Origin of the sequence: Azospirillum sp. INR13 (assembly GCF_015390205.1) — a bacterium.
Lineage (GTDB): Bacteria > Pseudomonadota > Alphaproteobacteria > Azospirillales > Azospirillaceae > Azospirillum.
This window is the reverse complement of record NZ_VUOI01000036.1, coordinates 1-20,060: the sequence shown is the minus strand read 5'-3', so window position 1 is coordinate 20,060 and position 20,060 is coordinate 1. Positions and strand designations below refer to the sequence as shown.

The 20,060-nt window shown below is 67.6% G+C and carries 15 protein-coding genes and 3 pseudogenes; 13 read left to right on the top strand and 5 right to left on the bottom strand.

Translation table 11 applies throughout. The features are described 5' to 3' along the window. Positions 1-15 precede the first annotated feature (15 nt). From F1643_RS19005 to F1643_RS18985, 5 genes are read left to right on the top strand one after another with little or no spacing between them, the layout of a single operon-like run. Complete coding sequence (locus tag F1643_RS19005) at positions 16-1,005, top strand: inositol-3-phosphate synthase (RefSeq protein WP_206692571.1); 990 nt, start codon at positions 16-18, stop codon at positions 1,003-1,005. An 8-nt stretch (positions 1,006-1,013) separates the two neighbouring features. Further along, positions 1,014-1,637 carry a histidine phosphatase family protein gene (locus F1643_RS19000; RefSeq protein ID WP_194914803.1) on the top strand — a complete coding sequence of 208 codons (624 nt, stop codon included), beginning with the start codon at positions 1,014-1,016 and terminating at the stop codon, positions 1,635-1,637. Then, entirely contained in the window at positions 1,634-2,419 is a 786-nt protein-coding gene (locus tag F1643_RS18995; RefSeq protein WP_194914802.1) for a TIGR04290 family methyltransferase, read from the top strand. Before F1643_RS19000 ends, F1643_RS18995 begins: the two co-directional genes overlap by 4 nt. Then, positions 2,416-3,345 (top strand): beta-xylosidase, encoded by a 930-nt coding sequence (locus tag F1643_RS18990; protein ID WP_194914801.1) that lies wholly within the window; start codon positions 2,416-2,418, stop codon positions 3,343-3,345. Before F1643_RS18995 ends, F1643_RS18990 begins: the two co-directional genes overlap by 4 nt. A gap of 40 nt (positions 3,346-3,385) precedes the next feature. Next, entirely contained in the window at positions 3,386-4,480 is a 1,095-nt protein-coding gene (locus F1643_RS18985; RefSeq protein ID WP_194914799.1) for a TrkA family potassium uptake protein, read from the top strand. Between the two features lie 100 nt (positions 4,481-4,580). Here the strand turns inward: F1643_RS18985 and F1643_RS18980 are convergent, their stop codons facing one another. After that, positions 4,581-5,660 (bottom strand): saccharopine dehydrogenase family protein, encoded by a 1,080-nt coding sequence (locus F1643_RS18980; protein WP_206692570.1) that lies wholly within the window; start codon positions 5,658-5,660, stop codon positions 4,581-4,583. Positions 5,661-5,883: 223 nt separating this feature from the next. Between F1643_RS18980 and F1643_RS18975 the strand changes: the two genes are divergently transcribed. Next, positions 5,884-6,639, top strand: coding sequence for an NlpC/P60 family protein (locus F1643_RS18975; RefSeq protein ID WP_194914798.1), 756 nt, complete (start codon positions 5,884-5,886; stop codon positions 6,637-6,639). Here the strand turns inward: F1643_RS18975 and cobA are convergent. The 4 genes and pseudogenes from cobA to nirB all read right to left on the bottom strand — a co-directional run bounded on the left by cobA (position 6,568) and on the right by nirB (position 13,017). Continuing rightward, positions 6,568-7,470 carry a uroporphyrinogen-III C-methyltransferase gene (gene cobA, locus F1643_RS18970; RefSeq protein WP_255543035.1) on the bottom strand — a complete coding sequence of 301 codons (903 nt, stop codon included), beginning with the start codon at positions 7,468-7,470 and terminating at the stop codon, positions 6,568-6,570. The genes F1643_RS18975 and cobA overlap by 72 nt on opposite strands. Positions 7,471-7,542: 72 nt before the next feature. Next, entirely contained in the window at positions 7,543-10,236 is a 2,694-nt protein-coding gene (locus F1643_RS18965; protein ID WP_194914797.1) for a nitrate reductase, read from the bottom strand. After that, entirely contained in the window at positions 10,229-10,606 is a 378-nt protein-coding gene (nirD, locus tag F1643_RS18960) for a nitrite reductase small subunit NirD (protein WP_199230906.1), read from the bottom strand. The genes F1643_RS18965 and nirD overlap by 8 nt, the downstream gene beginning before the upstream one ends. 6 nt (positions 10,607-10,612) lie before the next feature. Next, a pseudogene (gene nirB / locus F1643_RS18955) lies at positions 10,613-13,017 on the bottom strand (nitrite reductase large subunit NirB). Between the two features lie 701 nt (positions 13,018-13,718). On the opposite strand from nirB, the pseudogene F1643_RS25110 reads away from it, so the two are divergent. The 7 genes and pseudogenes from F1643_RS25110 to F1643_RS18930 all read left to right on the top strand — a co-directional run. Further along, positions 13,719-14,576: pseudogene (locus tag F1643_RS25110) on the top strand (CmpA/NrtA family ABC transporter substrate-binding protein); the annotation flags it as partial. Positions 14,577-14,646: 70 nt separating this feature from the next. Continuing rightward, positions 14,647-14,790: pseudogene (locus tag F1643_RS23940) on the top strand (ABC transporter substrate-binding protein); the annotation flags it as partial. Positions 14,791-14,835: 45 nt separating this feature from the next. Then, positions 14,836-15,309 carry a hypothetical protein gene (locus tag F1643_RS23935; protein ID WP_255543047.1) on the top strand — a complete coding sequence of 158 codons (474 nt, stop codon included), beginning with the start codon at positions 14,836-14,838 and terminating at the stop codon, positions 15,307-15,309. Positions 15,310-16,184: 875 nt separating this feature from the next. After that, positions 16,185-16,607 carry an ABC transporter permease gene (locus F1643_RS23930; protein WP_370540706.1) on the top strand — a complete coding sequence of 141 codons (423 nt, stop codon included), beginning with the start codon at positions 16,185-16,187 and terminating at the stop codon, positions 16,605-16,607. Positions 16,608-16,618: 11 nt separating this feature from the next. After that, the gene (locus tag F1643_RS18940) at positions 16,619-18,298 is read left to right on the top strand and encodes an ABC transporter ATP-binding protein (protein WP_194914795.1); all 1,680 of its coding nucleotides are present in this window, start codon (positions 16,619-16,621) and stop codon (positions 18,296-18,298) included. 102 nt (positions 18,299-18,400) lie between these two features. Continuing rightward, positions 18,401-19,237, top strand: coding sequence for an aldo/keto reductase (locus F1643_RS18935; RefSeq protein ID WP_194914794.1), 837 nt, complete (start codon positions 18,401-18,403; stop codon positions 19,235-19,237). A 333-nt stretch (positions 19,238-19,570) separates the two neighbouring features. Further along, on the top strand, positions 19,571-20,060 hold a 490-nt coding region (locus tag F1643_RS18930; protein ID WP_194914792.1), incomplete at its 3' end, for a lysozyme inhibitor LprI family protein.

Below are 20,060 nucleotides of genomic sequence, written 5' to 3'. Positions count from 1 at the left end.
CCGCCCCCGGGGCTTATGACTGTCGATCTCGGCGGCTATCACGTTGGAGACATCGAGATTTCTGCAGCCTTCGATGTTGCAGCCTCTAAAGTGGGGCTCGATGTCGGAGAGGCTATTTTCGCACCTCCAAATAATACTTTTCGCTTCGCCAAGCCGCCGCGCTTCGGCGTGCAGGTGGAGCGCGGTCCGACGCTGGACGGCATCGGCAAATACCTTGCCGGCGACATCACCGAGTCGGAGCAGCGGCCGGTGAACGTGGCGGAAACCCTGCGCCGCACCGGCACCGACATCCTGGTCTCCTACCTGCCGGTCGGATCGCAGCAGGCCACCGAATTCTACGCCGAACAGGCGCTGGAGGCCGGCTGCGCCTTCGTCAACTGCATCCCGGTCTTCATCGCCTCCAACCCGGTCTGGGCGCGGCGCTTCGCCGAACGCGGCCTGCCGATCATCGGCGACGACATCAAGAGCCAGGTCGGCGCCACCATCGTCCACCGCATGCTGGCCAACCTGTTCCGCGAGCGCGGCGTGCGGTTGGACCGCACCTATCAGCTGAATTTCGGCGGCAACACCGACTTCAAGAACATGCTGGAGCGCGAGCGGCTGGAATCGAAGAAGATCTCCAAGACGCAGGCCGTCACCAGCCAGCTTGACGTGCCGCTCGACCCGGACGACGTGCATGTCGGCCCCAGCGACCATGTGCCGTGGCTGACCGACCGCAAATGGGCGCATATCCGGCTGGAGGGCACCACCTTCGGCGGCGTGCCGCTGAATGTGGAACTGAAGCTGGAGGTGTGGGACAGCCCCAACTCCGCCGGCATCGTCATCGACGCGGTGCGCTGCGCCAAGCTGGCGCTCGACCGCGGCATCGCCGGCCCGCTGGTCGGTCCGTCCAGCTACTTCATGAAGTCGCCGCCCGAACAGTTCACCGACAACGAGGCGCGGGAACGCACGCTGCGCTTCATCGCCGGTGAACCGCTGGAGTCCAAGCCGACCCGCCTGATGTGAGCGGCGGCATGGAGACCATCTTCATCCTGGTCCGCCACGGCTCGCACGACCGGCTCGGCTCGGTCCTGTGCGGCCGCATGGCCGGCGTGACGCTGAGCGCCCAGGGGCGGGCGGAGGCCGACTTGCTGGCCGACCGCCTGTCCCCGCAACACCGGTCGGGGCAGCGCCTGACCGCCGTGCTGTCCAGCCCGCTGGAGCGCGCCGTCGAGACCGCCACCCCCATCGCCGAGAGGCAGGGCCTCCCCCTGACCATCGAACCGGCGCTGAACGAACTCGACCTCGGCGCCTGGAGCGGCAAGCGGTTCGAGGAGCTGCACGGCGACCCCGCCTGGGACCTGTGGAACCGGGCGCGCAGCCATGGCCGGCCCACTCCCGGTGAATCGCCGGGTGAGTCCATGGCGGAGGCGCAGACCCGGATCGCGGCATTGCTCGACCGCCTGCGCCGCGCCCATCCCGGCGGCACGCTGGCGCTGGTCAGCCATGGCGACATCATCAAGGCGGCGCTGGCCCTCGCCATGGGGCTGCCGCTCGACTTTTACGGACGATTCGAAATCAGCCCGGCCTCCCGCAGTGTGGTGATCGCCGGCGATTGGGGGCTGAAGGTCCACAGCATCAACGAGGGTGCGGCATGACGAGCCTGACGGCCGACCAGATCCGCGAACGCGTCGCAGAACTCGGCGACTGGTTCCACAACATCGACCTCAACGGCGTGCGCACGGCGCCCGACCATTTCCTCAACGACTACCCGAACGTGAAGTGGAAGCGCTTCGAGCACGCGGTGCCCAAGGATCTGACCGGCCGCACCGTTCTCGACATCGGCTGCAACGGCGGTTTCTACTCCATCGAGATGAAGCGCCGCGGCGCCGACCGGGTGGTCGCCATCGACTTCGACGACCGCTATCTGGCCCAGGCCAAGTTCGCCGCCGAGGTGACCGGGCAGGACATCGAATTCCGCAAGATGTCGGTCTACGACGTCGCCAAGCTCGGCGAGAGCTTCGACGTCGTGCTGTTCATGGGCGTGCTCTACCACCTGCGCCACCCGCTGCTGGCGCTGGACCTGATCCACGACCATGTCGCCAGGGATCTGATGATCTTCCAGTCGATGCAGCGCGGCTCGGCCGAGGTGGCGCCGGTGCGCGCCGATTACGACTTCTTCGAACAGGATCACTTCGACGATCCCGGCTATCCGAAGCTGCACTTCATCGAGCACGACTACGCCCGCGACTGGACCAACTGGTGGGCGCCGAACGCCGCCTGCGCCGAGGCGATGCTGCGCAGCGCCGGCTTCGCCATCACCGAGCATCCGGAACGCGAGGTCTATGTCTGCCGCCGGGTCGACCGCCCAACCGAGGCCGGGGCCGTCTATCCCGCCCAGCCACAAGAAGACGCCGTGAAGAAAGGGACCGAGGGATGATCGAAGCCGCCAAGATCTGGAACGAGCCCAACAACAAGTCGCACTGGGATCCCAACCTCGACCCCGAATGGGACCTGTTCGCCCGCATGACCGTTTTGGCCGGACAGGCGATCCGGGCGGAGAACTCCAGCATCACCCGCGTGCTGGGCGGCATGTCCCCCATCGACCCGTCCTTCGTCCGCCGGCTGGAGGAGCGCGGCGTGCTGGAGGAGGTGGACGTGGTGGCGGTACACGGTTTCCCGCTCGACTGGAATCTCTGGCAGATCCACGAATGGCCGAACAAGATCGACGAGATCCGCGCCGTCACCAACAAGCCGATCTGGGTAACCGAGGCCGGCGTCTCCTCCTTCGGTGCGGAAGAAGTCCAGGCCTGGGGCGTCAAGCGCACCGCCGAACTGCTGATCGGCAAGGTGCCGCGCATCCACTGGTACAGCCTGTACGACCTGCCCAGCCATTGGGAGGCCACCACCCGCCACAAGGAGGCGGAGGGGTCGTCCTACTACCGCCATTTCCACATGGGCCTGCTGCGCGCCGACGGCACGCCGAAACCGGCGGTGGAGGCCTTCGCCCCCTATGCCGGGCAGATGGGCATCTGCCAGTGGTTCCATTTCGAGGACCACCGGCTGGACGACGCGGTGGCGTGGCTGAAGCGGCTGGGCGTGCGGCACCTGCGCACCGGCCTGTCCTGGGCCGACAGCTTCCGCCCCAACGCGCTCGACTGGTTCGACCGCCAGATGGAGGCGCTGGCGGATTTCGAGGTCACCGTCACTTTCTGCTTCACCCCCGAACACCGCGGCGTCGAGCCCCACCACACCAGCCCGCCCCAGGTGGCGGAGGAGTTCGCGGAGTTCTGCGCCGCCATGATCCGCCGCTACGGCACCACGCGGACGGCCGACACGGCGGCGTCGATGGCGACGGTGGGGTAAGGGGTCCGCTCCAATCCACGGGGTGAGCAACGGACGGTCGATGGACAAACCGGCGGAACGGAGACTTCAGGACAGGCGCCGGGCGAAGCCTTCCCTGCGCAAGGGAAAGCTGCTCCATGTCCGGTCCGGCCTGTCGGCGGAAAAGACGCTGCTGGTGCGCATCGGCATCGTCATCGTGCTGCTCACGCTGGTCATCGCGGTGTTCTGGTTCGACCGTGACGGGCTGAGGGACAATCTCGACGATCACATCAGCTTTCCCGACATCCTCTATTTCGCCATGATCACGGTGACCACCGTCGGCTATGGCGACATCGTACCGGTCAGCCACACCGCCCGCCTGATCGACGCCTTCGCCGTCACGCCGATCCGCATCTTCATCTGGTTCATCTTCCTGGGCACCGCCTACGAGCTGGTGGTGCAGAGGATCGTGGAGGAATTCCGCTTGAGCCGCATTCAGAAGCAGTTGCAGGGCCACGTCGTGCTGTGCGGCTTCGGGCACAGCGGGTTCATCGCCGCACAGGAGACGGTCTCGAAGGGCCATCCCGCCGACCGCGTCGTCGTCATCGACGATTCTGAGGACCGCATCCAGTTGGCGGCCGAAGCCGGTTTCGTCGGCCTGCTCGGCGATGCCACCAGCGAGGACACGCTGACCAAGGCCTGCGTCGGCAAGGCCAAGGCGGTGATCGTCAGCACCGGGCGCGACGACACCACCATCCTGGTGGTCCTGACGGTGCGCCACCTGTCCGCCGCCACCAAGATCGTCGCCAGCATCAAGCAGGAGGAGAACATCAAGCTCGCCAACCTCAGCGGCGCCGATCTGGTGGTGTCGCCGCCCAGGATCGGCGGCTATCTGATGGCCGACGCGGTGGAGACGCGCCACGCCACCCCCTTTCTGTGCGACCTGATGTCGGCCGGCGGAAAGATGGTGCTGAGCGAGCGCCGGGCGGAACCGGACGAGGTCGGCAAAACCATGGCGGAGATCACCGCCGGCATGGTCGTCCAGGTCCACAGCCACGGCCGCGACATCCCCTTCACCGAGCGCAACCGCTACATCATCCAGGCGCAGGACACGCTGCTGATCATCAGCCCGCCGGGAGACGGAAAGATCCCCTCTCCCCCCCGGGGAGAGGGTTAGGGTGAGGGGGGAGCGTGGCGAGGATTCTCAAGAATTGAACACACCTCGCTCTCTCACCAAATCCACCCTATGCATCCCCCTCACCCCGGCCCTCTCCCGCTCACCCCTTGTAATGCCGGCCGAAACGGTTGGTCAGGAAGGCGTCCAGCGGCACCTGTTCCTGCCGGATGAAGCCGGCCTGCGGGATGGAGCCCTCGCGCAGCAGGTCCAGCACGGCGCAGATGCCGGCGGCGGTGGTGACCTGGATGGCGCTCCAGCTGCGGCCGGCAATCTGCTTGCTGTAGATCTTGGTGGCGAAGGTCTCCTGCCGCAACTCGCCCTCCTGCATGCCCGTGGCGGTCGCCAGCACCAGCACCACGTCCTGCAGGGTCAGCGGCACCGCGGTCTCCAGCACGTCCTTCAGCAGGTGGCGCCGCTCGCCCAACCGCAGGTCGCGGATCAGCAGGCGGACGATGTCGCGGTGGCCGGGATAGCGCACGGTCTTGTAATCGAGGTTCCGCACCTTGCCGGCCAGCGTCTCACACAGTGAGCCCAGTCCGCCCGAGGTGTTGAACGCCTCGTAATCGACGCCGTCCAACGCAAAGCGCTCGTCGCCCTCCAGCGGCATCACCTCGTGCGGGCGACCGTCGATGATGGCCTCGCACGGGTTGCAGTATTCGTTGATCAGCCCATCGGTGCTCCAGGTCAGATTGTATTTCAGGGCGTTGGTCGGATACTGCGGCAAAGCCCCGACGCGCAGATGCAGGTTGTGCAGCTCGTCGAAGCGGCGGGCGAGGTCATGGCCGACGATGGAGATGAAGCCCGGCGCCAGCCCGCATTGCGGGATCAACGCGCTGTCGGCGGTCTCCGCCAGCATCTTCACCTTGCGGGTGGCGGCGACATCCTCGGTCAGGTCCAGGTAATGGGCGCCGGCGGCGACGGCGGCGGTGGCGATGGCCGGGGTCAGGGTGAAGGGGCAGGCGCTGAGCACCGCATGCTGGCCTTCCATGGCCGCACGCAGGGAGTGCGGATCCTCCACATCGACCCGCGTCACCCGCAGCCCGGCACGCTCGGCGCGGTACAGCAGCGCCTCGTCCCGGTCGCCGATGGTGACGGCGAAATCGTCGGTCTCGGACAGCAGCGTGCCGATCATCGACCCGATCTTGCCCGCCCCCAGAACCAGAACCTTCATCGTTGCCATCTCTCCCGCTCCTCTGTTCAGCCTTGTGTGTTGGCGATTGGCTCGCACACAAAAGGTGTCGGCGGATGCGGCCGGGCAGAACCGGGCAATGCGCCGGGCGCGGTCGAGATTTCCGGCGGAATGACGGGATGTCCGTTGAAATGACGGATGCGCTTTATCCCTCGCGCCACCTCGGCAGCGGCGTTAAGGTCGCAGCCGGTTTTCCCATATCCGGCCCGCACCCATGACCATCCGCCAACTGACCGCCCCGCACGCCGTCCTGCTGGAGGAACCGCAACAGGGCGTTCCCCAGACCAGCGAGATGATCCGGGGCGAGCGCTTCCGCATTCTGGAGGAGCGTGACGGCTGGCTACGGGCGGAGAACGCCTTCGACGGCCATGTCGGCTGGCTGTCGCCGGGCACCGCGCATCGGGAACCGGTCGCCCCCACCCACCGCGTGCGGGCCTTGCGCGCCGACCTGCACCCCGGACCGACGCACCGGGCGCCGCCGGTGGCGACGCTCAGCTTCGGATCTCTGGTGACGCTGGACGGCCGGGCCGAAAATGGCTGGGTCGGCACCGACGACGGGCTGTGGCTGTTCGCGGGATGGCTGGAGCCGGTGGACGCCGCCCCGGCGGCCGACCACATCGCCACCGCCCTGCGCTTTCTGGAGACGCCCTATGTCTGGGGCGGGCGCAGCAGCTTCGGCATCGACTGTTCCGGGCTGGTGCTGACCGCCATGGCGGCGGCCGGTGTCGTCTCCCACCATAGCAGCGGGATGCAACGCAAGGATGACCGGCTGGGGACGTGGGTGTCCGAGGACGGTCGCGGCGTCGAGTATCGGCGCGGCGACATCGTCTTCTTCCCCGGCCATGTCGGGCTGATGGTGGACGGGACGAACCTGCTGCACGCCACCGTCTTCACCATGTCAGTCGTGATCGAGCCGCTGGCCGAGGTCGCCAAACGCGCGGAGATCAATGGGGTCCGCCGTCCCGGCTAGCGCGTCCGCCGTCCCGATCTGACGCGGGCGTAGCGCCTCTCCCACCAGCAGCAGGGTCGGCCCCTTGCCGGCGGCCACTCCCTGCTCCGCCATCTCGCCGAGCGTCGTCCAGTAACGCCGCTCGTCGGGCCGGCAGCCATTCTCCACCGCCAGCACCGGCGTATCGGCCGGCAGCCCGGCCCCGGTCAGCCCCTGGCCGACCGACCGCGCCTGCTCGCGCCCCATATAGATCGCCAGCGTGCCCTGCGGATCGGCCAGCCGCGCCCAGTCGGGTTCGAACCGCTCGCCGTCGCGGCCATGGGCGGTGACGAAGGTCACGGCGCGCGACACCCCGCGCTTGGTCAGCGACAGTCCGGTGGAGGCGGCACAGCCGAGCGCCGCGGTGATGCCGGGGATGACACGAACCGGGATGCCGAGGCTGTCGAGATGCTCGATCTCCTCGCCGGCCCGGCCGAACACCATCGGGTCGCCGCCCTTCAGGCGGACGACGCGCTTGCCACGCCGGGCATGGAAGGCGATCAGCGCGTTGATCTCCCCCTGCGGCAGCGAATGCCGGCCGGAGCGTTTGCCGACGCAGATGCGCTCGGCCCTCGGATGGGCGAGGTCGAGGATGCCGTCGCCGACCAGCGCGTCATAGAGCACGACCTCGGCAGCGGCCAGCGCCTTGACCGCAGCGACCGTGAGCAGGTCGGGGTCGCCGGGGCCGGCGCCGACGAGGGTGACGGTGCCTCCCCCACTACCATCCCCCTCTCCCCCCGGGGAGAGGGTTGGGGTGAGGGGGAAAACCTCTCCGAAAGACGAGCGAAAACCGAGAATGGAGCGCGCACCCAATCCCAAAACGCCCCGCCGCGCATCCCCCTCACCCCAACCCTCTCCCCGGGGGGGAGAGGGAGAGTCTGGCCATCACGCCACTTCGCGCTGGTGAGCATGACGAAGCACCTCCTTGAGTTCAGGCACGCAGGAACCACAATTCGTGCCGGCCTTCAACGCCGCACCGATCTCCGCGACACTGGTCAGCCGCCGGTCGCGGATGGCGCCGACCAGCCGGTTGATCCCGACGCTGAAGCAGGAGCAGACAATCCGCCCTTCATCGGCCTGCGCGCCCGGCGCCCGCCCGGCGAGCAGCCCGGCCCGCGCGCCGTCGTCCAGCCCATCCGCCTCCAGCAGACCGGCGAGCCAGCCGCGCGGTGGCAGACGCCCGTCGGCGGCGACGAACAGGCAGGCCTCCAACCGGTCGCCGTCCATCCAGGCCATGCGCAGGCCGCCGCGCGCTTCATCGCGGAACTCCACCGCCGCCCCGGCAGGGTCGAGGCCGGGCAGCCACGCCGCAAGATCGGGAATCGCCCCCGTCCCGGCCATCTCCACCAGATGCCCGCCCAGATTGCCGCTGCCCACCGCGCGGCGCGCCCAATAACCGCCATGGGCGGGCTCCACCGGCCGGCGGGCCAGCAGGAAGGCGGTCCAGGCCGGCCGCCATGGTTCGACCGTCGCCGGCATCCGCTTCAGATCCGGCTGGCCGGAGACCGGGTCCACCGCCTCGTCGTCGATCAGCCGGCCGATGACGCAGGCACCGGTGAAGCGGTCGGTCCAATGCATCGGCAGGAAGATGGTGCCTTCGCTTTGGGCATCGGTGACGCGCACCCGCGCCAACGCCTCCCCCGCCGCCGTGGAGATGCGGGCAAGCCCGCCATCGGTCAGTCCCCGCGCCGCCGCATCCGCCGGATTGATGTCCAGCCGCGGTTCCGGCGCATGCGCCGACAGCCGCGCCGACAGACCCGTCCGCGTCATCGTGTGCCACTGGTCGCGCAGCCGGCCCGTGTTCAGCAGCAGCGCCCCGTCCGGCACCTCGCGCGGCAGCGGCTTCGCCGTCACCGCCAGCATCCGGGCGCGCCCGTCCGCGGTGAAGAAGCGGCCATCGCCGAACAGCCGCGTCTGCGGCTCGCTGCCAGCGCGCCAGGGCCAGGGGAAGGGAGCCAGCGCCTCGTACCCGGCATCGTCCAGCCCACTCAGCGCCCCGATGTCGAAGGCGCGCGACCCGCCATTCTCGAAAGCCGACAGCGCGGCATGCTCGCGGAACACCGCGGCGGCGCTTTCATAGGGGAAGGCGTCGGCGAAGCCCATCCGCCGCGCGACCTGGGTCATGATCCACCAGTCCGCCCGCGCTTCCCCAGCCTCCGCCTTGAAAGCGCGCTGGCGCGAGATTGTGCGGTCGGAGTTGGTGACGGTGCCGTCCTTCTCGCTCCAGCCCTTGGCCGGCAGGCGGATATGGGCGAAGCGACCGGTGTCGGTGTCGCGGATGCAGTCGGAGACCACCACCGTCTCGCACCGCTCCAGCGCCCGGCGGACCCGCCCGGCGTCGGGCATGCTGACGGCGGGGTTGGTCGCCATGATCCACACCGCCTTGACCGTGCCGGCCTCGATGGCACGGAACAGATCGACCGCCTTCAGCCCCGGCTTGTCGGCCATGCGCGGCGCGGTCCAGAAGCGGCCGACCCGGTCCACCTCTTCCGCCGTGAAGCCCATATGGGCGGCAAGCTGGTTCGCCAGCCCGCCGACCTCGCGCCCGCCCATGGCGTTCGGCTGCCCGGTGACGGAGAAGGGGCCGCAGCCCGCCCGCCCGATGCGCCCGGTCAGGAAATGGACGTTCAGGATGGCGTTGACGGTGTCGCTGCCCTGCGACGACTGGTTGACGCCTTGCGAATAGACCGTCACCACCCGCCCGGTCGCCGCGAATTCGGTATAGAAGGCGGCGACCTCCCCCTTCTCCAGCCCGCAGCGGCGGGCCACCGTCGCCACATCCGGCGCGTCGGCGCGGGCGGCGGCCAACGCCTCCTCCACCCCCTCGGCATGGGCGGCGGTGAAGCTGGCATTGCGATGGCCGTTGCCGTCCAGCCAGGCCAACAGCCCGTTGAACAGCAGCGCGTCGGTGCCGGCCTTCAGCGCCAGATGGCGGTCCGCGGCATCGACGCTGTCGGTCCGCCGCGGATCGACCACGACGATCCGCGTGCCGCGCTCCGCCCGCGCCGCCAGCAGCCGCTGGTTCAGAACCGGGTGGCACCAGGCGAGGTTCGACCCCACCAGCACCACCAGATCGGCGGACTCGAAATCCTCGTAGGTCCCCGGCACCGCGTCGGCGCCCAAGCCCTGCTTGTGCCCGACCACCGATGACGCCATGCACAGCCGCGAGTTGGTGTCGATGTTCGCCGACCCGATGAAGCCCTTCATCAGCTTGTTCGCGACGTAGTAATCCTCGGTCAGCAGCTGGCCGGAGACGTAGAAAGCCACCGAATCCCGCCCATGCCTGGCGATGGTGTCGGAAAAGCGCCGGGCCACCTCGTCCAGCGCCTCGTCCCACGACACGCGCTTATCGCCGATTTCCGGATGGAGCAGCCGCCCATCCGGCACCAGCGTATCGGCCAGCGCCGATCCCTTGGAGCAGAGCCGTCCCCGGTTCGCCGGGTGGTCGGCGTCGCCGCGCACCCTGACGGCGCCATCGGCCGCCACCCGCGCGATCACCCCGCACCCGACCCCGCAATAGGGACAGGTGGTCTTCACCTCCCGTTCACGGCCGGAGGACGGCTCCGCCCCGTCAAACATGGCCGCAGGCCTTGCGGCAGCCGCCGCGCGACAGCTTGGCCTCGCCGAGCGCGAGGGAGACGCTGCGCCCCTCCACCCGCACCGGAACATGGCCGGTGCGGCCCTCGTCGGGGGCGACAGCCTCGCCGGTCGCCAGCTCGATCACCCAATTGTGCAGCGGGCAGGTGACGCGGCGGCCATGGACGATGCCCTGGGACAGCGGCCCCTGCTTGTGCGGGCAGGCATCCTCCAGCGCGAAGACCTCGTCGGCCGCCGTGCGGAACAGCGCGATGTCGCCATCGGGGGTGCGGACGACGCGCGAGCCCAGCACCGGGATGTCGTCGATGCTGCCGACCTGGGTCCAGACGGTTTCCATGATGATGCTGTCCATGATCCCTTACCCCACTTCGGCGAGCAGATTGAATTCGTGACGGTCGACGCCCTTGGCGGCACGCTCCGCCCACGGGTCGTCCTGCGAGAAGGTCTGCGAGAACAGGAAGCGCGCGTTCAACGCCCGGCGCCGCTCCGGATCCTCGACCAGCGCCGCCTTGATGTGGTCGAGCCCGACACGCTCCACCCACGGTGCGGTGCGCTCCAGATAGCGGGCCTCCTCGCGGTACAGCTGCATGAAGGCGCCGGTGTATTCCAGCACCTCCTCCTCCGTCGCCACGCGGACCAGCAGGTCGCAGGCGCGGACATGCAGGCCGCCGTTGCCGCCGACATGCAGTTCATAACCGCTGTCGATGCAGACGACGCCCAGATCCTTGATGGTGGCTTCGGCGCAGTTGCGCGGGCAGCCGGACACCGCCAGCTTCACCTTGTGCGGCGTCCAGGTGCCCCAGGTCATCCGCTCCAGCTTCACGCCCAGCCCGGTCGAGTCCTGCGTGCCGAAGCGGCACCATTCCGACCCGACGCAGGTCTTCACCGTGCGCAGCCCCTTGGCATAGGCATGGCCCGACACCATGCCGGCAGCGTTCAGGTCGGCCCAGACCGCCGGCAGATCCTCCTTCTTCACGCCGAACAGGTCGATGCGCTGGCCGCCGGTGACCTTCACGGTGGGGATGTTGAACTTGTCCACCACATCGGCGATGGCGCGCAGTTCGGCAGCACTGGTCAGGCCGCCCCACATGCGCGGCACGACCGAATAGGTGCCGTCCTTCTGGATGTTGGCGTGGGCGCGCTCGTTGATGTAGCGCGACTGGTAGTCGTCCTTGTACTCGCCCGGCCACGCGCACAGCAGGTAATAGTTCAGCGCCGGCCGACAGGAGGCGCAGCCGTCGGGCGTCGTCCATTCCATCGCCTGGAACACGTCGGCCATGGTCTTCAGCCCGTGCTCGACGATGGCCGCCCGCACCGCGTCATGGGTGTGGTGGGTGCATTTGCACATCGGCTTGACCTTGGGCGCCGCCGTGAAGCCATCGCCCAGCGTCACCGCCAGCAGCCGCTCCACCGTGCCGGAGCAGCCGCCGCAGGAGGCCGACGCCTTGGTGTGCGCCTTCACCTCGTCCAAGCTGGTCAGGCCCTTCTCGGTGATCGCCTTGACGATGGTGCCCTTGCAGACGCCATTGCAGCCGCAGATTCGGCAGAGTCGGGCAATGCCGCGATGGCGGCGTTCGGGTCGCCGGCGTCGGCACTGCCGAAGCCCTGGCCGAAGATCATCGTGTCGCGCTCGGCCGACACGTCGGCGCCGTCCTTCAGCAGCGAGAAGTACCAGGCGCCGTCCTTGGTGTCGCCATACAGCACTGCGCCCAGCAGCTTGCCGTCCTTCAGCACCAAGCGCTTGTAGACGCCGCGCGCCGCGTCGCGGAACACGATGTCCTCGGTCCCCGCCCCGCCCGAGAAATCACCGGCGGAGAACACGTCGACGCCGGTGACCTTCAGCTTGGTCGAGGTGACGGAGCCGGTGTAGGCGGCGCCCTCCCCACCCGCGAGGTCGTGGGCCAGCACCTTCGCCATCTCGAACAGCGGGGCGACGAGGCCCCAGGTGACGCCGCGATGCTCGACGCATTCGCCGACCGCGTAGATCGACGGGTCGCTGGTGCGCATCCGGTCATCCACCCGGATGCCGCGCCCGCAGTCCAGCCCGGCCGCCTTGCCCAGCGCCATGTTCGGACGGATGCCCACCGCCATGACGACGATGTCGGCCGGCAGCTCGCGCCCATCCTTCAGCCGCACCGCGCCGACCCGGTCTTCCCCGACGATCTCCGCCGTGTCGGCGCCGGTCAGCACCTCGATGCCGCGACGCTCCAGCTCGCGCTGCAACAGCATGCCGGCCGAGGGATCGAGCTGGCGCTCCATCAGCGTCGGCATCAGGTGGACGACGGTGACCTCCATCCCCTTGACCCGCAGCCCGTTCGCCGCCTCCAGGCCCAGCAGGCCGCCGCCGATCACCACGGCCCGGCCACCCTTCGCCGCCGCCGCCAGCATGGCGTCCACGTCCGCCAGATCGCGGAAGCCGATGACGCCCGGCAGGGTCGATCCCGGCACCGGGATGATGAAGGGCATCGATCCGGTGGCGATCAGCAGCTTGTCATAAGGCACGACGCGGCCGGACTGCGAGACGACCGTCTTGCCCTCGCGGTCGATGCCCTCCACCGGCTCGCCGGTCAGCAGCGTGATGCCGTTGGCGTCGTACCACTCGCGGCTGTTCAGCACGATCTGGTCGAAGGTCTTCTCCCCCGCCAGCACCGGCGACAGCATGATGCGGTTGTAGTTCGGATGCGGTTCGGCCCCGAAGACGGTGATGTCGAAGCGGCCGGGCGCCTTGGCCAGCAGTTCTTCCACCGTCTTCATGCCGGCCATGCCGTTGCCGACCACCACCAGCCGTTCCCTGGCAGGGCCGGCACTGCGCAGTTCGGCCTCGTTAAGTTCGACGGCGGGCCCGTTGTTCGATGAGAGATGCATGTCCATGGCGCGTCTGCCTCGTCTATCGTGTCCGGCCTGCTGCAAAGTCAGGCACGGGGCCAAAAAGAAAGGCGTCCGAACGGGCCTGCGTCCCTGCCCCGCGAGTGGATCGCGAAGGCGGATGCACACCTGTTCGGACGCCGTTGTCCGGGCGGTTCGTCGTCGAACCAGAGCCAAATCCGCGCGTCGTCGCGTGGGCTTCGGCGGTGTCGCGGGCACTGGCGACGTTGCTGGCGCCCGCTGTAGTCTCGCCATTCCCTTCGCAATCCGCGTGCCAACTGCCGCGCCTGTGGGCTGGCGCCGGAAAACTCCAGGGATTCCGCAAAGTCCCGCCTGGATTCGCACCCAAGACCTAGGTGCTTATTTTTAGATCATCCTTAGGTATTGCACAAAGGATGACCATGCAGGCTTGTGTGCGCCGCAAAAATCAGCAGACGGCCTAGCCGACCCGAAAGAGACTTCATACCTTCCGCCGGGATGTAACGAGCAAAACCAACCGCTCCGGCCGATTTTTCGGCAAAACCCATCCTTTGGCATGAGCCTTGCGATGAGGGAGGCCAGAGACGCGCCAACGACGGTGCGTGCATCCCAAGCGTCCAATGATGGGCCAGCCCCGGCAGTGTTGCCGACCCCGGTATCGACAAGCCTTGCAACCAGGCTTTTCCGGTCGATCCCGCTGGACGCTTTCGATGGCCATACTGCCTGAAAAACAGCCAGTCCGGGACTTGCCCAGAAATTCGACACCGGTGTCGCCTCACCCGACCGCTGGTCCGGATTTCAGAGATGGAGCAACCGACGTGGCCCAAACCTCCCACACCCTCCGCCACCTTCTCGCATCCGCCGCTGCCGTCGTTGCCCTGACGGCGGGCGTCTCTGCCATCGCCGCGCCGCTCGACGTCGAAAAGGACCAGCTGAAGCTCGGCTTCATCAAGCTGACCGACATGGCGCCGCTCGCCATCGCCGCCGAAAAGGGCTTCTTCGAGGATGAAGGCCTGTCGGTGACGCTGGAACCACAGGCGAACTGGAAGGTCCTGCTCGACCGCGTGATCTCCGGCGAACTGGACGGCGCCCACATGCTGGCCGGCCAGCCGCTGGGCGCCACCATCGGCTTCGGCACCAAGGCGCACATCGTCACCGCCTTCTCCATGGATCTGAACGGCAACGGCATCACGCTGTCGAACGACGTCTGGCAGAAGATGAAGGCCAATGTGCCGAAGGGTGCCGATGGCAAGCCGGTCCACCCGATCAAGGCCGACGCGCTGAAGCCGGTGATCGCCCAGTACAAGGCGGAGGGCAAGCCCTTCAACATGGGGATGGTCTTCCCGGTCTCGACCCACAATTACGAACTGCGCTACTGGCTGGCGTCGGGCGGGATCAACCCCGGCTTCTACAGCCCGACCGACGTATCGGGGCAGATCGGCGCCGACGCGCTGCTGTCCGTCACCCCGCCGCCGCAGATGCCGGCGACGCTGGAGGCCGGCACCATCTACGGCTACAGCGTCGGCGAGCCGTGGAAACCAGCAGGCGGTGATCAAGGGCATCGGCGTGCCGGTCATCACCGACACCGAGATCTGGAAGAACAACCCCGAGAAGGTCTTCGGCGTCACCGACGATTGGGCAGCCAAGAACCCCAAGACCCATCTGGCCGTCGTCAAGGCGCTGATCCGCGCCGCCCAGTGGCTGGACGAAAACGAGAACGCCAACCGCGCCGAAGCCGTGAAGATCCTGGCCAAGCCCGAATATGTCGGGGCCGATGCCAAGGTGATCGCCAATTCGATGACCGGCACCTTCGAGTATGAGAAGGGCGACAAGCGCGACGTTCCCGACTTCAACGTCTTCTTCCGCTACAACGCGACCTATCCCTTCTATTCCGACGCCGTCTGGTACCTGACCCAGATGCGCCGCTGGGGCCAGATCGCCGACGCCAAGCCCGATGCCTGGTACGACGAGACCGCGCGCAAGGTCTACAAGCCCGACGTCTATCTCCAGGCCGCCAAGCTGCTGGTCGAGGAAGGCAAGGTCAAGGAGGCCGACTTCCCGTGGAAGAGCGACGGCTACAAGCCGGTCGACAACGGCTTCATCGACGGCATCCCCTATGACGGCCGCAAGCCGAACGACTACCTCGCCAAGCAGCCCATCGGCCTGAAGGGCGACCAGAAGGTCGAAGGCGGTCAGGTGGTGGGGGGCTGAGCAGTATTGCTCCCACCTGCCCAATCCTCCCTCTCCCCCGCTCTCGCGCAAACGAAGTTTGCGCTGACGCGACAGGCGGACCTCCGGTCCGCCGAAAGCGGGGAGAGGGTCGGGGTGAGGGGGATCCGCTTCGAGGATCCCTTCGGCTGCGCCGAACCCCTCATCCTAACCTTCTCCCCAGGGGGGAGAAGGGATCTTTCCAGGGGAAGACCAAGCCATGACCAGCCTGACCGACACCTCCGCCGACCTCGCCCGCGCCCAGCGCAAGGCCCGCCGCACGCACGCCCTGAACCGCATCGCTTCCGCCCTGAACACCGTCGGCCTCGGCTGGCTGGCGCCGCTGTTGCGGCTTGCCGCCGGCGAGAATCCGCGCCAGCAGGGCGTCGAACTGTGGCGCCAGATGGGCATTCCGCTGACCGCCATCCTGCTGTTCCTCGCCGCCTGGGGCTGGGCCGCCCCACAGGTGCAGACCAGCCTGGGCGCCATCCCCGGCCCGGCCCAGGTGTGGGAGCAGGCGACCAACCTCTACGCCGACCACAAGGCCGAACGCGCCAAGGAAGCCGCCTTCTACGAACGCCAGGAAAAGCGCAACACCGAAAAGCTGGCGAAGAACCCGGCGGCGGAGGTGAAGACCCTGCCCTATGCCGGCAAGCCGACCTACCTCGACCAGATCGTCACCAGCCTGAAGACCGTCTTCACCGGCTTCCTGCTGGGCGCCCTGGTGGCCGTGCCCTTGGGGGTGGCGAGCGGCCTGTCGCCGACCGTCAACGCCGCGATCAACCCGCTGATCCAGATCTTCAAGCCGGTGTCGCCGCTGGCCTGGCTGCCGCTGGTCACCATGGTGGTCAGCGCCACCGTGTCGGGCAGCGGACCCGCTGTTCGAGAAGTCGTTCCTGACCTCCGCCATCACCGTCACGCTGTGCTCGCTGTGGCCGACGCTGATCAACACCGCGGTCGGAGTGTCCTCCATCGACCGCGACCTGATGAATGTCGGCAAGGTGCTGCAGCTGTCCGGCTTCACCATGGTCCGCCGCCTCGTGCTGCCGTCGGCACTGCCCTACATCTTCACCGGGCTGCGGCTGTCGTTGGGCGTGGGCTGGATGGTGCTGATCGCTGCGGAGATGCTGGCCCAGAACCCCGGCCTCGGCAAGTTCGTGTGGGACGAGTTCCAGAACGGCTCCTCCAATTCGCTCGCCAAGATCATGGTGGCGGTCTTCACCATCGGCCTGATCGGCTTCCTGCTCGACCGCGTGATGCTGGCGCTGCAGTCCGCCGTCAGCCACAGCCCCGCCCGCTAAGGAGACCGGCCATGGCGATCCTGGACCTGAAGGGTGTGTCGAAGTCCTATGGCGGCACGCCCAACACCATCAATCGGGTGTTGCGCGACATCGACCTGTCCATCGAAGAGGGCGAGTTCGTCGCCATCGTCGGCTTCTCCGGCTCGGGAAAGTCGACGCTGATCAACCTGATCGCCGGTCTGGCGATGCCGGACGCCGGCGAGGTGCTCTATCGCGGCAAGCCGGTCACCGGCCCCGGCCCGGAACGCGGCCTCGTCTTCCAGTCCTATTCGCTGATGCCCTGGCTCAGCGTGAAGGAGAATGTCGCGCTGGCGGTGGACGCCGTCCACAAGGCCAAGCCATCGGCCGAGCGCGGCGTGCTGACCCGCCGGGCGGTGGAGACGGTCGGCCTCGGCCACGCCACCGACCGCCGGCCGAAGGAACTGTCGGGCGGCATGCGCCAGCGCGTCGGCTTCGCCCGCGCGCTCGCCATGAGCCCGGAGATGCTGCTGCTGGACGAGCCCCTCTCCGCGCTCGACGCCCTGACCCGCGCCAAGCTGCAGGACGAGATCGAGGCGATCTGGCGCAAGGACCGCAAGACCGTCATCCTCATCACCAACGATGTGGACGAGGCGATCCTGCTGGCCGACCGCATCATCCCGCTGACGCCCGGCCCGAACGCCACGCTCGGCCCCGCCTTCACCGTCGATCTGCCGCGCCCGCGCGACCGCACCGCCGTCAACCATGACGAGGATTTCAAGCGTCTGCGCGCCGAGGTCACCGCGTACCTGATAAAAGTCGGCGTCGCCCGCGGCACCGGCGGCGATGACGACCTGACTCTGCCCGACGTGAAGCCGATCACCGCCGCCCCGCCGCCCAAGGCCTATGTCGAGGCGATGGGCGGGCGCGGGATGGAGGACCGCTATCTGGAATTCACCCGTCTGACCAAGACCTTCGCCACGCCGAAGGGGCCGCTGACCGTGGTGGACGGCTTCGACCTGAAGATGCGCAAGGGCGAGTTCGTCTCGCTGATCGGCCATTCCGGCTGCGGCAAGTCCACCGTGCTGTCGATGGTGGCGGGCCTCGCCGACGTGACCAGCGGCGGCATCGTGCTGGACGGCAAGGAGGTGGACGGCGCCGGCCCCGACCGCGCCGTGGTGTTCCAGGCCCCCAGCCTGTTCCCCTGGCTGACCGCCTACGAGAACGTCATGCTGGGCGTCGACCGCGTCTATCCCCATGCGAACAAGGGCGAGCGCGCCGACATCGCCCGCTACTACCTCGCCCGCGTGGGCTTAAGCGACAGTATGGACAAGAAGGCGTCGGAGCTGTCCAACGGCATGAAGCAGCGCGTCGGCATCGCCCGCGCCTTCGCCCTGTCGCCCAAGCTCCTGCTGCTCGACGAGCCCTTCGGCATGCTCGACAGCCTGACCCGCTGGGAGTTGCAGGAGGTGCTGATGGAGGTGTGGGCGCGCACCAAGGTGACGGCGGTCTGCGTCACCCACGACGTGGACGAGGCGCTGTTGCTGGCCGACCGGGTGGTGATGATGACCAACGGACCCAACGCCAGGATCGGCCACATCCTGACCGTCGACATCCCCCACCCCCGCACCCGTCAGGCCCTGCTGGAACACCCGCGCTATTACGACTACCGCGAGGAGTTGCTGAACTTCCTCGAAGGTGGCCATGCCGGGGCGCCGAAAAAGGCGGCGTGACCGGCGTCCCACTCCCCGGAAAGCCCACCGAAGCCCCATCGACAAGCTGGCCCCGCGGGACCAGCTTGTTGTCCTTCGGCAAGACGGACGAGGGAGACCAAGATGAAGCGCGTGACCCTGCCGGACGGCACCGAGGTCCCGGCTCTCGGCCAGGGCACATGGATGATGGCGGAGGGGCGCGGCGACCGTGCCGCCGAGATCTCCGCGCTGCGGGCCGGCATCGACCGAGGCATGACCCTGATCGACACCGCCGAGATGTACGGCGACGGCGCATCGGAAGAACTTGTGGGCGAGGCGATCGCCGGCCGGCGCGACGGCCTGTTCATCGTCACCAAGGTGCTGCCCAGCAACGCGTCCCGCATCGGCACGGTGAAGGCCTGCGACCGCAGCCTCAAGCGGCTGAAGATCGACCGCATCGACCTCTATCTGCTGCACTGGCGCGGCGGCGTGCCGCTGGAGGAGACGGTCGAGGCGTTCGAGTTGCTGCGCGAGGCCGGCAAGATCGCCCGCTGGGGCGTCTCCAACTTCGACGTGGACGACCTGGAGGAGTTGGCGGAGGTCACCGACCTGCAGGGCTGCGCCGCCAATCAGGTGCTCTACAACCCCGAACACCGGGGCATCGAATATGATTTGCTGCCCTTCCAGCACACCGCCCGCATGCCGGTGATGGCCTATTCCCCCATCGGCCAGGGCGGCCGCCTGCTGCGCTCCCCCGCCTTGCTGGCGGTGGCCAAGCGGCACGGCACGACTCCGGCACAGGTGGCGCTGGCCTGGGCGCTGCGCCAGCAGGGCGTGATCGCCATTCCCAAGGCAGGAACCACGGCGCACGCCATCGAGAACGCCGAGGCCGTGAAGCTGACGCTGACCGGGGAGGACATCGCGGAGATCGACAAGGCCTTCCCGCCGCCGAAACGCAAGCAGCCGCTGGCGATGATCTGAAGCGATTGATGGCGAGGGCCGCGAGGAGGGGTCCGCGGCCCGGTGACCTAAGTCACCGCGTTTTTGCCAATCCGGTCGCCTATCGACCGACAGCCGGATTCGCCCGCTGATCGCTCCCGATAGAGCGGCAAACCCTGGGACTTGCCCGCCGATTCCGCCCCATTCATTCTTTGTGGCTGAGCAATCTCACCCGCAACCCGCATGGCGAGAATATGGCATCGCACAAACCCTTGAGAGGACCGTTAACCTTTTATTTGCAACCATTTTCATTATAGTTTCTCTCCGATCACGCGAGGGCATGCGCGAGGCAGGGAAATGAGAATATTCGCATACATGGTGATTGCGTTCGCTTTCATTCTGCCGAGCGCAAGCTTTTCCCAGACCAATTCGCCAAGTTACAATTGTTCGTTGGTGACACAAGACGTCGAAGTGTTCGTCTGCAACGATTCGTTCCTTGCATCGATGGACCGCGACCTCAGTCAAATCTATCGCTCCTACATCGCATCGCTGCCATATGACCAAGCAGAACTCCTCAGGAAAGGAGAGGCGGCCTGGGTCAGGGATCGCAACAATCGCTGCAAGATTGGTGAGCGGTTGGTTGACCGCTCCTGTATCGAGGCCGCCTATCGGGGACGGATAACCGCGCTGAATTCCTTAGCCAGCCTGTCCTTCGTGCCCGGCGAATGGGCTTCCGAAGGAATGAAGTGGGTTCAATTGGCAAGCCGCTCATCCGCGGACGAAGCGAAAGCGATTGCCGCCTCGCTGCGGTACAAGGTCCCTCAACATGGACCGTACCTTGTCCTTCTGACACTCAACGGCTGGT

What these genes read in the sequence shown, in the direction of transcription:
- F1643_RS18985 (WP_194914799.1), top strand. Translation starts at nt 3,386, where the DNA reads ATGGACAAACCGGCGGAACGGAGACTTCAGGACAGGCGCCGGGCGAAG.
- F1643_RS18980 (WP_206692570.1), bottom strand. Translation starts at nt 5,660, where the DNA reads ATGGCAACGATGAAGGTTCTGGTTCTGGGGGCGGGCAAGATCGGGTCG.
- F1643_RS18965 (WP_194914797.1), bottom strand. Translation starts at nt 10,236, where the DNA reads ATGTTTGACGGGGCGGAGCCGTCCTCCGGCCGTGAACGGGAGGTGAAG.
- F1643_RS18990 (WP_194914801.1), top strand. Translation starts at nt 2,416, where the DNA reads ATGATCGAAGCCGCCAAGATCTGGAACGAGCCCAACAACAAGTCGCAC.
- F1643_RS19005 (WP_206692571.1), top strand. Translation starts at nt 16, where the DNA reads ATGACTGTCGATCTCGGCGGCTATCACGTTGGAGACATCGAGATTTCT.
- F1643_RS18975 (WP_194914798.1), top strand. Translation starts at nt 5,884, where the DNA reads ATGACCATCCGCCAACTGACCGCCCCGCACGCCGTCCTGCTGGAGGAA.
- F1643_RS18935 (WP_194914794.1), top strand. Translation starts at nt 18,401, where the DNA reads ATGAAGCGCGTGACCCTGCCGGACGGCACCGAGGTCCCGGCTCTCGGC.
- nirD (WP_199230906.1), bottom strand. Translation starts at nt 10,606, where the DNA reads ATGGACAGCATCATCATGGAAACCGTCTGGACCCAGGTCGGCAGCATC.
- F1643_RS19000 (WP_194914803.1), top strand. Translation starts at nt 1,014, where the DNA reads ATGGAGACCATCTTCATCCTGGTCCGCCACGGCTCGCACGACCGGCTC.
- F1643_RS18940 (WP_194914795.1), top strand. Translation starts at nt 16,619, where the DNA reads ATGGCGATCCTGGACCTGAAGGGTGTGTCGAAGTCCTATGGCGGCACG.
- F1643_RS18995 (WP_194914802.1), top strand. Translation starts at nt 1,634, where the DNA reads ATGACGAGCCTGACGGCCGACCAGATCCGCGAACGCGTCGCAGAACTC.